Annotated in this window: 10 protein-coding genes; 5 read left to right on the plus strand and 5 right to left on the minus strand. The window is 72.4% G+C overall.

Annotated features, from left to right (window positions below; translation table 11 throughout):
* Positions 1-16 precede the first annotated feature (16 nt).
* Positions 17-1,357, minus strand: a complete 1,341-nt coding sequence (locus RIN80_RS06420; protein WP_375141629.1) for a DUF6716 putative glycosyltransferase — start codon at positions 1,355-1,357, stop codon at positions 17-19.
* Between the two features lie 228 nt (positions 1,358-1,585).
* Here RIN80_RS06420 and RIN80_RS06425 point away from each other — a divergent pair, with 228 nt between their 5' ends.
* The 4 genes from RIN80_RS06425 (at position 1,586) to RIN80_RS06440 (ending at position 6,223) form a co-directional block, all read left to right on the plus strand.
* On the plus strand, positions 1,586-2,572 hold the full coding sequence (locus RIN80_RS06425) for a glycosyltransferase family 2 protein (protein ID WP_309094515.1): 987 nt from the start codon (positions 1,586-1,588) through the stop codon (positions 2,570-2,572).
* On the plus strand, positions 2,572-3,906 hold the full coding sequence (locus tag RIN80_RS06430; RefSeq protein WP_309094516.1) for an alpha-2,8-polysialyltransferase family protein: 1,335 nt from the start codon (positions 2,572-2,574) through the stop codon (positions 3,904-3,906). Before RIN80_RS06425 ends, RIN80_RS06430 begins: the two co-directional genes overlap by 1 nt.
* A 178-nt stretch (positions 3,907-4,084) precedes the next feature.
* Positions 4,085-5,239 carry an acyltransferase family protein gene (locus tag RIN80_RS06435; RefSeq protein WP_375141628.1) on the plus strand — a complete coding sequence of 385 codons (1,155 nt, stop codon included), beginning with the start codon at positions 4,085-4,087 and terminating at the stop codon, positions 5,237-5,239.
* A gap of 63 nt (positions 5,240-5,302) precedes the next feature.
* A complete protein-coding gene (locus RIN80_RS06440) occupies positions 5,303-6,223 on the plus strand; it encodes a class I SAM-dependent methyltransferase (protein ID WP_309094517.1) in 921 nt (306 codons plus the stop codon).
* Positions 6,224-6,346: 123 nt separating this feature from the next.
* Here RIN80_RS06440 and leuE read toward each other — a convergent pair whose 3' ends face one another.
* Positions 6,347-6,994 (minus strand): leucine efflux protein LeuE, encoded by a 648-nt coding sequence (gene leuE, locus RIN80_RS06445; protein WP_309094518.1) that lies wholly within the window; start codon positions 6,992-6,994, stop codon positions 6,347-6,349.
* Between the two features lie 63 nt (positions 6,995-7,057).
* Positions 7,058-8,638 carry a methylmalonyl-CoA mutase family protein gene (locus RIN80_RS06450; protein WP_309094519.1) on the minus strand — a complete coding sequence of 527 codons (1,581 nt, stop codon included), beginning with the start codon at positions 8,636-8,638 and terminating at the stop codon, positions 7,058-7,060.
* 137 nt (positions 8,639-8,775) lie between these two features.
* On the opposite strand from RIN80_RS06450, the gene RIN80_RS06455 reads away from it, so the two are divergent.
* On the plus strand, positions 8,776-9,615 hold the full coding sequence (locus RIN80_RS06455) for a L,D-transpeptidase family protein (RefSeq protein ID WP_309094520.1): 840 nt from the start codon (positions 8,776-8,778) through the stop codon (positions 9,613-9,615).
* Positions 9,616-9,772: 157 nt separating this feature from the next.
* Here the strand turns inward: RIN80_RS06455 and RIN80_RS06460 are convergent, their stop codons facing one another.
* Both RIN80_RS06460 and RIN80_RS06465 read right to left on the minus strand, forming a co-directional pair.
* Positions 9,773-10,933 carry a hypothetical protein gene (locus RIN80_RS06460; protein WP_309094521.1) on the minus strand — a complete coding sequence of 387 codons (1,161 nt, stop codon included), beginning with the start codon at positions 10,931-10,933 and terminating at the stop codon, positions 9,773-9,775.
* Positions 10,933-11,607 carry an RNA polymerase sigma factor gene (locus RIN80_RS06465; protein WP_309094522.1) on the minus strand — a complete coding sequence of 225 codons (675 nt, stop codon included), beginning with the start codon at positions 11,605-11,607 and terminating at the stop codon, positions 10,933-10,935. The genes RIN80_RS06460 and RIN80_RS06465 overlap by 1 nt, the downstream gene beginning before the upstream one ends.
* Positions 11,608-12,196 lie beyond the last annotated feature (589 nt).

The raw sequence follows: 12,196 nt of genomic DNA on the forward strand, positions 1-12,196 counted from the left end.
GGGGTCTCTTGGCGGCTCACAGCTCCCCCATCCGCCGGATGACGGGCGCCACGCGCTGCACGCCGTGCCGGTAGGCGCCGCGCGCCGCCCGGCGCACGATCTGCCGGACCGGTCCGGGCTCCTTGTCGGCGGCGGGGGCGCCGGGCAGCGGCGTGCCGTCCGGGCCGAGGTGGTGGCGGGCGAGGATCCCGGGCAGGTACCCGGGGGCGGTGGCGGGGGTGTAGTACGGGGTCAGCGGGGGCAGGCCGCCGGGCCTGCCGAGCAGCTCGGCGATCCGCTCGCGGGCCGCGTCGAAGGCGGAGTCGTAGGAACCGTCGGCCACCACGCCCTGCCGGGAGACCCACTCCTTGTCGGGTTCCGGGCGGTGTCCGGCGTCGAGCTGGTCCCAGGAGGCGAGGCAGCCGGAGCCCACGAAGTGGTGGTTGCCGAGCGACTCGCGCACGCCGAGGTCGGTGAGGACGACCGTGGGGATGCGGCGGTGCAGCGACTCCAGGGCGGCGGTGGAGCTGACCGTCACCAGCAGGTCGGTCCGGTCCAGGACCTCGCCCATGTTGCCGTACACCAGGCGGAAGTTGGCCGGCGGATCGAGCCGCTGGACCAGCTTCTGGTAGGGCAGTTCCTCGATGTGGGTGGTGTGTTCGCCCGGCTTGGAGCGCAGCTTCAGCAGCACCTCGCGCTCGGGGTGCCGGCGGGCGTGCTGCACCAGCCGGTCCAGCAGGTAGGTGCGGTCCCTGCGGCTCTCGGGGACCGAGGGCTGGGCGGCGAAGACGACCGTGTAGGGCCTGCGCCCTTGCTTCGCAGAGGGGTCGTGTTCGCCGGTGTACGGCGCGCCGCCGAGGAAGGGCAGGGCCACCTCCGTCACCGCGGAGGCGTCGGCGCCCACTCCCTCGTACACGGCCCGGAAACGCTCCGCGTCCTGACGGGAGTTGGCGAGGACGAGATCGGCGCCGTGCCTCAGCAGCAGACCGTCGGCGAGCTTCTCGTAGACGACGCCGACGTAGCCGGTGACGACGACGGGCCGCGAGGTGCGGTCCTCCCAGACCCGCTTGAGGCCGTGCAGCATCGCCTGCACACCGCCGCCCACCAGGGACAGGACGAGGACGTCGTAGGACTCCTCGGCCATGGCGCGCAGGAACTCGACCGCGGTGACCTCCCGCAGCGAGTCGGCGCGCACGCCCACTTCCTGGAGCTGGCGCGGGGTGGGCGTGGCCCGGCCGCGCAGCAGGAAGCCGTCGAGGACGGGACCGACTTGCGCGCCCTGACGCGCCGCGGTTTCCATGGACGGTCCCGGGGCGATGCGGTGCGCGGTCAACGCACCCCATTTCCATCGGGTGTCGGAGTCCGCGAGGACCGCGATGCGCGGGCGGTTCGGTGTACTTGCTGGCACGTCGATGACGCTAGGAAGCGAATCCTAGGTATGGCGGAACCCCGACTCAACGAAAAGTTAACAACACCCCTCCGGGAGCCGAACTGGCCCGCCGGAAAGCGGTAAGTACACGGGGTGCACCGTTCTGACACATGGAGTTCACCCGGTGTACCTTCACCGGAAAGTTGCGCTGCCGGGCGGGCTCCTAACGTCTTGCGGGTGCCTAAGCTTTCCGTGATCGTGCCGTTCTACAACGTGCAGCAATATGCCCCGGACACCCTCAGAAGCCTTCGGCTGAACGCCGACCGCGATTTCGAGTTCATCCTGGTCGACGACCATTCGAAGGATGAAACCCCGGCCATTCTCGAACGGGCGGCCGAGGAGCTCTCGGATGTCGCGCAGGTGCGTTACATCCGACACGAGAAGAACGGCGGCCTCGCCACCGCCCGCAACACCGGCCTGGACGCGGCGCAGGGCGAGTACCTGACGTTCCTGGACGGTGACGACTGGCTGGCCCCCGGTTATCTCACCGAACTGGTGTCCGCCATCGAGGGGTTGGGATGTGACTTCGTGCGCACCGACCATGTGCAGGCCACGGCCCGCGCCCGCTCGGTGCACCGGGTCCCGGTCGGGCGCCGCTGGGAGGCGTTCGACCCGCGTGAGGCGATCCTGCCGGCCCACCGCTCCACCTCGGTGGACTACGCCTACGCCTGGGCCGGTGCCTACCACCGCCGCCTGGTCGACAAGGGCCTGCTCCACTTCACCGACGGGCTGCGCACGGCCGAGGACCGGCCGTGGATCTGGAAGCTGCACCGGGAGGCGGAGTCGTTCGCCGTGGTCAGCCTGCTGGGCGTGTTCTACCGGCGCGGGGTGGCCTCGTCGCTGACGCAGATCGGCGATGTCCGCCAGCTCGACTTCATCCGCGCCTTCGACCAGGTGATCGAGGAGACGGCCGCGGACCGCGAGGCCGGCCGGCTGCTGCCCAAGGCGGTGCGGACCTACTGCGCGATCATCGCCCACCACCTCTCCAACGAAGACAGGTTCGAACCGGCCGTGGCGAGGCAGCTGCGGTCGATGAGCGCGGCGGCCATCAAGCGGATGCCGCAGGACGCGCTCCGTGACGCACTGGAGGCCATGGACATGGACCGCGCGTCCAAGCTGCGGCGGCTGCGCCGCCGGGTGACCACGACGGGAGCGGCCGCCTGATGCCCGGGACCACTCAGATCTTCTGCGCCTCGACGCTCTACGGCGTCGCCACCCTGGCCGCCGCGATCGACTCGGACCTGTTCGAGGAGCCGGACCGCCGGGTGCTGCTGGTGTTCAACAACGCGGCGACCCCGGAGACCACCCCGGCCCTGGACGAGATGCCGGGCTTCGCGCCGCTGCGCGAGCACTTCGACGAGGTGCTCTCCTGGAACGAGGCCATCCGCCCGTTCCACCCCGGGGCCTGGACCCCGCGCGCCGACGACGTGCCGCTCTTCGAGCGCTACCTGCGGATGCTGTGGAACCTCGGCGACGACCGCGTCAGCCTGGTCCTGGAGTCCATCCAGGTGGCGCCCGCGCTCACGGTGGCCCAGCTGTTCACCGACGCCCCCGTCGACGTCTACGCCGACGGCCTGATGAGCTACGGCCCCACGCGCAACAAGCTGGACCCGCTGGTCGGCACCCGTGTGCGGCGGCTGCTCCACCTGGACCTGGTGCCGGGGCTCACGCCGATGCTGCTGACCGAGTTCGGCGTGCCGGCCCACCTGGTGCCGACGCCCGCGTTCCTGAAGGTGCTGGGCGAGGTCACCGAGACCGTGCCCGAACTGCCCGCCCTGCCCGGCGACTCGGCGCTGCTGCTCGGCCAGTACCTGTCGGCGCTGGACATCCTCTCCCCCGAGGAGGAGGAGGACCTGCACGTGCGGATGATGCGGGGCGCCGTCGCCCGCGGCCACCGCACCGTCGTCTTCAAACCCCACCCGACCGCCCCGGCCCGCTACAGCCGCGCCCTGGAGACCGAGGCCGAGAAGCTCGGCGTGGACCTCACCGTGCTGGACACGCCCGTCCTCGCCGAGGTCCTCTTCGACCGCGCCCGGCCCGCGCTGGTCGTCGGCTGCTTCTCCACCGCCCTGTTCACGGCGTCGGCCTTCTACGACCTGCCGGTCGCCCGCATCGGGACCGAGCTGCTGCTGGAGCGGCTGACGCCCTACCAGAACAGCAACCGCGTCCCCACCACCCTGGCGGACGCACTGCTGCCCGGCCTGGAGAGCGGCACGGAGGGCGACGTCCTGCCCGCCGAGCGGCTGCCCGGTCTGCTCACCGCCGTCGGATTCACCATGCAGCCGCAGATCTATCCGGAGCTGCGTGACCAGGCCGAGCAGTTCCTCGCCCGGCACCTCGGTCCGCGCACCCGGCGCTACTTCAAGAAGCGCCGCCTCACCTCGCTCGGACTGCCCGGGGGAATTCCGCAGCGGCTGGCGTTCCTGCCGCGCAATTCCACGGCGCGCCGGGTGGTCCGGCGGGCGCGGGCGCTGCGCAACAAGGCGGTACGCCGCTGACGAAGGTGCGCCCGGCCGCCGGTCACGGCGACATCCAGATGAATCCCTGGAAACCGGCAGGCGAAGCCTGTCGCCATCGAACACGATTCCGTCAACTCTCGTCCTAGGGTGACAGGCGCCCTGCCCGCCCACAGGCGGCCCAGGTAGAGGACATACGAGCCACACAGAGGTTTCCAGCGTGACCGAGACGGTCGTCAGCCCCCGCAAGCCCCGGCCCGGTCCCGCCGTGCTGGTCGACCCACCGGGCGCCACGACCGTCCCACGGCGCCGGGAGAAGTCCGCGGGCCGGCTGCGCGCCCTCGACGGCCTGCGGCTGGTGGCCGCGCTCATGGTCGCGGCGTACCACTACGGCGGGCGCGACGGCGAGGTCTCCGAGGCCTGGGGTACCTCGCCGGAGCTGCAGTTCCCCACGCTGCACGAGTTCCTCGCCTACGGCTGCCTCGGCGTGCAGGTGTTCTTCGTGATCAGCGGGTTCGTGATCTGCATGAGCGGCTGGGGCCGGCCGCTGAAGTCGTTCTTCGCCTCCCGCGCCTCCCGGCTGCTGCCCGCCTACTGGGTGGCGGTCCTGCTCGTCACGGCCGTCTTCGCGCTGCCGGTCGTCGCCTACGAGGCGGTATCGCCGAGCGACGCGCTGGTCAACCTCACCATGCTGCAGATGCCGCTGGGCGTGGACCGGGTGCTCGGGGTGTGCTGGACGCTGTGGGCGGAGGTCCGCTTCTACGCGCTGTTCGCGCTGTGCGTCGTGCTGCCCGGGGCCACCCGGCGCCGGGTGATCATGTTCTGCGCGGCCTGGACGCTGGCCGCGGTGATCGCGGACAACGCGCGCATGCCGCTGCTCGACATCGTCCTGATGCCCGAGTACGCCCCCTTCTTCATCGGCGGTGTGGGGCTCTACCTCGTCCACCTCGACCGGCGGGACGTCTACGGCTGGGGCATCGTCGCCGTGAGCTTCCTGGTCGGGCAGCACTACGCGGTGCAGGACCTGTGGCACGCGCCGGAGGCGGGCGGCTTCTCGTACCGCTCCTCGCTCGGCATCATGCTCGTCGTCACCTTCGGCTTCGTGGCGGTCGCGGCGATCGCGCTGGGCTGGCTGCGGTGGGCGAACTGGCGCTGGCTGACGGTGGCGGGGGCGCTGACGTACCCGTTCTACCTGGTCCACGAGCATCTCGGCTGGGTGGTGATCCACGCCCTGCACCGCGGCCTGGGGCTGCCGTCGGCGGTGACTTTCTCCCTGACGGTGGCGTCAATGCTGCTTCTGGCGTGGTTGCTGAACAAGTATGTGGAGGAGCCGCTGACACCGCGGCTGCGGGAGCTGCTGGCCAAGGCCCGCTGAGCTGTTCACGGGCCGTTCAACCCACCGTCGGTTCGGGCAACGCTCACAGAGAAGGCTCGTCTCATGACCAACGCGCAAGTGACCGACAAGCACCCCGGCGAACTGGCGGACGTCCCGGGCTGGTTCCCGGCGCTGGACCAGATGCTCTTCACCTGGTTCCTGGAACGGCAGCAGCAGCTGGGGACCCGCGGCGACCTGCTGGAGCTCGGCGTCTACCTGGGCAAGAGCGCGATCCTGCTCGGTCACCACCTGCAGCCGGGCGAGACGTTCACGGTCTGCGACCTGTTCGAGGGCGACGCCCCGGACGGGGCCAACCAGGCGGAGGCGGCGAAGTCGTACTCCTCACTGACCCGGCAGGCCTTCGAGCGGAACTACCTCTCCTTCCACGACAGCCTGCCGACGGTGATCGCGGCCCCCAGCTCGGTGGTGCCGGAGAGGGTGGCCCCGGGCACCTGCCGCTTCGTCCACATCGACGCCTCGCACCTGTACGAGCACGTCTACGGCGACATCGGCGCGGCCCACGACATCCTGCGGCCCGACGGCATCGTGGTCCTCGACGACTTCCGCTCCGAGCACACGCCGGGCGTCTCGGTCGCCGCCTGGGAGGCCGTCCTCAACCGCGGCCTGCGGCCGATCTGCCTCAGCACGCAGAAGCTGTACGGCACCTGGGGCGATCCCGAGCCGCTCCAGGAGGAGCTGCTGCACATGCTGCGGCAGCGCACGGACGTCGGGCTGAGCGTGCAGGAGGCGGCCGGGCACCGGCTGATCCGGACCCGCTCCCGGGGCATGAAGCCGCCGCCCTTCCCGACCTCGCGGCACTACGTGGCACCCGTCCCCGTGCAGGCTCCCGCCACCGAGGTCGCCGAGGCCCGTGCCGCGCGCCCGGCCCGTCCCGCCCCGTCCCGGACCCGCCGGATCGTCAGGGACCTGCTGCCGCCCGTGGTCACCCGGGCCGTGCGGCGGGCCCGGGCGAAGCGGTCCTGACACCGGGTCATCGGACACCGGGGCTGTACCTCTACCGCCCAGACGGCTACCTCGGCTGGGCGGGCGACACGGCGGCCGGGCTCCCCGGCCACCCGGCCCGCTTCTGCCTCCGGCGGCGAGGCGTCACGAACTCGCCAGCGACAGCTTGACCGCGAACCCCAGGAACAGCGCGCCCGCAGCCGAGGTCGCCCCCGCCGACAGGCGCCTGCGGCGGCGGAAGGCCGCGGCCAGCCGGGTGCCGCCGAAGATCAGCGCGCTGAGGTACAGCACGCTGGCGAGCTGGGCGAGGACGCCGAGGACGACGAAGGACAGGGCCGGGTAGGCGTACGCCGGGTCCACGAACTGCACGAAGAAGGCGACGAAGAACAGGATCGCCTTCGGGTTGACCAGACTGACGACGAAGGCCCGCCGGAAGGGCCGCTCCTCCGCGGGCGCGGCGCCCTCGTCACGGACGGTCCGCTCCGCGCGCGTCCGCCACATGCCCCAGGCGGCGCGCAGCATGCCGATCGCCAGCCAGGTCAGATAGCCCGCCCCCGCGTACTTCACGATCCCGAACAGCACGGCGTTCGCCTGCAGCAGCGAGGCGACCCCGGCCGCGGACAGGGTCATCAGCACCGCGTCCCCGCACCAGACGCCCGCGGCGGCGGAGTACCCGGCGCGCACGCCACGGCGGGCGGCCACGGACAGCACGTACAGGGAGTTGGGACCGGGCAGCAGAATGATCAGGACGAGGCCCGCCAGGTAGGTGGGCAGATCGATGACACCGAACATGGAAGGGAGTGTCGCACGGAGGCCGGGACTCCGGACCCGGTGCTCACCCGCTTCGGCCGCCGTTCAGAAGGCGTCCGAGGGGACGTACGCCCCCCAGACCTCCCGCAGCGCGCCGCACACCTCGCCCACCGTCGCCCGGGCCCGCAGCGCCTCCCTCATCGGATACAGGACGTTGTCGTCGCCTTCGGCGGCCTTCCTCAGGGCGGTGAGGGCGGTGGTGACGGCCTGCCGGTCGCGTTCGGCGCGCAGGGCGGCCAGGCGTTCGGTCTGCCGGGCCTCGATGGCCGGGTCGACCCGCAGCGGCTCGTAGGGCTCCTCCTCGTCGAGCCGGAAGCGGTTGACACCGACCACGACCCGCTCGCCGGAGTCGGTCTCCTGGGCGATGCGGTAGGCGTTGCGCTCGATCTCGCCCTTCTGGAAACCGCGCTCGATGGCCTCGACCGCCCCGCCCAGCTCCTCGACCCGGCCCATCAGGTCGACCGCCGCCGCCTCCACGTCGTCGGTCAGCCTCTCCATGACGTAGGAGCCGGCGAAGGGGTCCACGGTGGCCGTCACGTCGGTCTCGTGGGCCAGGACCTGCTGGGTGCGCAGGGCGAGACGGGCGGAGGTGTCGGTGGGCAGGGCGATGGCCTCGTCGAAGGAGTTGGTGTGCAGCGACTGGGTGCCGCCCAGCACCGCCGCCAGCGCCTGGACGGAGACGCGCACCAGGTTCACCTCCGGCTGCTGGGCGGTGAGCTGGACCCCGGCGGTCTGGGTGTGGAAGCGCAGCATCAGCGACTTCGGGTTGCGCGCCCCGAACTCCTCGCGCATCACCCGGGCCCAGATCCGGCGTGCGGCGCGGAACTTGGCGACCTCCTCCAGGAGCGTGGTGCGCGCGACGAAGAAGAACGACAGCCGCGGCGCGAAGTCGTCCACGTCCATCCCGGCCGCCACCGCCGTGCGTACGTACTCGATGCCGTTGGCCAGGGTGAAGGCGATCTCCTGCACGGGCGAGGCACCCGCCTCGGCCATGTGGTAGCCCGAGATCGAGATCGTGTTCCACCGCGGCAGCTCCGCCCTGCAGTACTGGAAGATGTCCGCGGTCAGCCGCAGCGACGGCTTGGGCGGGAAGATGTACGTGCCGCGGGCGATGTACTCCTTCAGGACGTCGTTCTGGATCGTGCCGGTCAGCTGCCCGGGCCCGGCCCCCTGTTCCTCGGCGACCAGTTGGTACAGCAACAGCAGCACGGCCGCCGGGGCGTTGATCGTCATCGACGTCGAGACCCGCTCCAGCGGGATCCCGCCGAACAGCACCCGCATGTCCTCGACCGAGTCGACCGCCACGCCCACCCTGCCGACCTCGCCGTGCGCGAGCGGCGCGTCGGAGTCGTGGCCCATCTGCGTGGGCAGGTCGAAGGCGACCGACAGCCCCGTGGTGCCGTGGGCGATCAGCCGCCGGTAGCGCGCGTTGGACTCGCTCGCCGTGCCGAACCCGGCGTACTGGCGCACCGTCCAGGGCCGGCCGGTGTACATCGTCGGGTACACGCCCCGCGTGTACGGGTACTCCCCCGGCTCCCCCAGCTTCTCGGCCGGGTCCCAGCCGTCCAGGGCCTCGGGCCCGTAGACCGGCTCGATCGGCAGTCCCGACTCCGACTCGCGTGCCATGGTGGATGCCTCCCGGAAGCAGTGACCTCGCTCACCACCATGCCCTCTGGTTCGCGGCGGGTCACGCCCGGGGAACATCTCAGGTGACATCCGGGCGGACCGCTGAGACGACGGGGGGCCGTGTGCGTACCACGGGCATGGGGAGATCGACAGCGGCAGCGGTCGCGGTGCTGGCCGCGCTGACGGGCTGCACCGTGCAGACCCCCGGCGACGACGGCAGGGGCCGCTCGCCGGTGCGCATCGAGCTGCCCGACGGCACGCCGTCGCCCGCGCGCAGCCCCGCCGGCGGTGGCGAGGGCCGGCCGAGCACCGCCCCGCCCTCCGGGGACACGCCCCGGGCCGCGCCCCGCGTGCTGTGGTCGCGCGGCGACACGGGCCGGGGCGTCCGCGAGCTCCAGGCGCGGCTCCGGCAGGTCGCCTGGCTGTTCGACGGCCCGACCGGGACGTACGACGGGGCCACGGAGCGGGCGGTCAGTGGCTTCCAGGGCAGGCGCGGGCTGCCGCGCACCGGGCGGACCGACACCGTCACCTGGGAGCGGCTGCTGCGGATGACCCGCGAGCCGGGCCGCTGGGAGCTGTATCTGATGGGCGGCCAGCCGGCCGATCCGCCGGACCCGCGCTGCCGCAGCGGCCGGGTGCTGTGCATCGACAAGACCAGCCGGACGTTGCGCTGGATGGTCGACGGGCGGACGCTGTCGACGATGGCCGTCCGCTTCGGTTCGGAGTACACACCCACGCGGGAAGGCGTCTTCTCCGTCTACTGGAAGTCCCGCGACCACGTCTCGACGCTCTACGACTCCCCCATGCCCTACGCCATGTTCTTCAGCGGCGGCCAGGCCGTGCACTACTCGGCGGACTTCGCCGCCCGGGGCTACGCGGGTGCCTCGCACGGCTGCGTCAACGTCCGGGACGAGGCGGCGATCGCAAGCCTGTACGCGCAGGTGCGCAACGGCGACAAGGTCGTCGTGTCCTGGTGAGACCGGGGAGAGGGATTTGGGGCGCGGGCGGGACCGGGGGAACGTGTCCCGCCCGCGCTCAGGTGCACGAGCCGTAGGTACGGGGGGAACCCCGGCTCCGTGCGACAGCCGATGACCAGTCGGCTCACTCATTACTGCGCCGCGGCGGCCGAAAACGTCACACCCTCGGCCAAGGGATTCTCACGGAGTACGAAACCGCAGGTCGCAGGGGTGCAAAGGAGTGCCCGGCGCGGCTGTGGCCGACGTCCTCCGCGATGTCGGCCGCCTTCACCCCGGCCTGCCGCCCGGCCTTCCGGTCGGCCTTGCGCTCCGCTTTCCGCTCGGCCTTCTGCTCGGCTTTCCGCTCCGCTTTCCGCTCGGCTTTCCGCTCCGCCTTGTCCGCCTCGCGGTCCTGGCCGCGGTCCCGTTGCCCGTCCCGGCCCTTGCCGTGGCCCTGCCCTTGCCCCTGTCCCTGCCCTTGCCCCTGCCCTTGCCCTTGCCCCGTCGCCTTCTCGTCCGGCTCGCCGGAGCGGGGGCCTGCCATGAACAGGACGCCCTTGCAGTACTTCCACACGCGCGTGCCGCCCGCCGCGTCCCGCAGGGCGCGTCTGCGGTCGTCGTCCAGGTGCCTGCCGTCGTGCAGGTCGCGGCAGGCCCGGGCGATCGCCTCGCGGCTGTCGGGGCGGCCCTCCCGGACGTCGCCCTTCCCGGTGGTGTCCTCGCGGGTGCCGTTCCGTCCGGGGTCACCGGCGCCGCCGGTCGCGGCGCTGTTCGGGGCGTCGTCGCCGGGAGCACCGTCGCCCTGCCCGGCGCCGGTCGGCGAGGGTGAGACCAGGGGGCGCTCGGGAGGAGTGGTGGCGGCCGAGACGGAGGCACCGGGGCCGGTCTCGTCGCCGCCGAACGGCGCGCCCAGGCCTCCGGTTCCGGCCACGACGGCGACTGAGCCGACCGTGCCGACGGCCAGCGAGGCGGCCAGCGCCAGGCCGGCCGGACGGACCCGGCGGGAGCGCCGGACGCCACCCGCGCCGCGGCCGCGTGCGCCGCCGATCCGGACCAGCCCGGCGTGGGCGGTCCCGGCGAGGGCCTGATCACGGGTGGCGGCGGAGGCGGCCAGGGCGTCGGCGCGTTCCTCGCGGGCTTTGCGGAAAGCGGCTACCGCGGCGGCCTCACCGGGCAGTTCCTCGCTGGTCGGCGGGGGTGGCACGGACAGCGCGCCGAGTGTCCTGGCGAGCCGTTCGGCCTCGCCGCGGTGGGCGCCGTCGACAGCTTCCGGTGGCTCTCCGCTCAGCAAACGCTCCGCCGTTTCGCGGTCCAGCCACCCGTACTGCTCGTCGGCCATCACACATCCTTCTGCGTCCGCGCAACGCTGTGCGTCACACCTGCGGACGTCACCGCACCGCCACGCGGTTCTCGCTGGGGCGGCAGGGCGTCGAGCACCCCGGCCGATTCCGGATCGGCCTGAGGATTGTCGCCCAGCAGCTCGGCGAGCCGCTTCAGGCCCCGGTGCGCCGCCGTGCGGACCGCGCCCGGGCGCTTGCCGAGCGTCTGCGCGGCGGTCTTCGCGTCGAGCCCCACGACCACGCGCAGCACGACCGCTTCGGCCTGGTCCTGCGGCAACCGGGAGATCAGGGAGAACGTGCCGTCGGTGGCGAGCGCCTCGATGGCCTCGCCCGCGGTGTCGCACTCGGCGGCGCGGCCGGTCAGCTCCGTCTCGTCACCGCCTATGGCGGGTCGCCGCCCGCGCATGCGTATGTGGTCCAGCGCGCGGTTGCGGGCTATCCGGGCGGCCCAGCCGCGGAACCGGTCCGCGTCGCCGGTGAACCGCTCCAGGTCCCGGGCTATCTGCAGCCACGCCTCGGACGTCACGTCCTCGGCGTCGGGGTCGCCGACGAGCGTCCGTACGTATCCGAGCAACCGCGGGTGCACGGCGCGGTACACAGTACGGAACGCGGTCTCGTCCCCGTCCTGTGCCGCACGCACCGCGGCGGTCAGCTCCGCGTCGTCCCCCAGCACCGCGTGCCCTTCTGCGCCTGAGCCGGCGCCGCTTGGCGCGGCCCGGGTTCTCGCCGTCGTCGTTCCTCGTTGATCATTGCGGTTCACAAGACCGCAGGTGGTTGCGGTGGTCCTGCTGCCTCCGGTGTGGCGCGAAAGGCACGTTACGACCTGAAACCACTCGCCGTCCACGTCCCCCCGAGATGCAACTAAGCCGTGACACGGAGGGGTGTGACACAAAACGCACACCGGACGCTGTAGGAGGTACGGGCCGCCGCGCGGCCCGTGCCGTGCGACGGCCGGGGCCTCTCCTGTGGGGGGTGGCGGCCCTGGCCGTCTCCGGCGGCCGGCCGGACGGTGCGGATCTGCGGCAGCCGAGCAGCCTGATGAGAGCTGCCTCACAACTCCCGGACCGCCGCGGGGACCTCTACCGTCTCCGGGCCGCGCCCGGCTTCAGCGGCGCAGCGCATCCACGGGCGGGATGCGCGATGCCCGCCACGTGCCCACGAGCCCTCCGACCGGGCCGAGCGCCGCGGACTCGGTCAGGAACTTCTTCTCCCTCGGGTTCCAGCCCGAGTCGCTCGTCAAGGGCCTCGGCGCGTGCGACGCC

The organism is Streptomyces sp., from assembly GCF_031181705.1.
Taxonomy (GTDB): Bacteria; Actinomycetota; Actinomycetes; order Streptomycetales; family Streptomycetaceae; genus Streptomyces.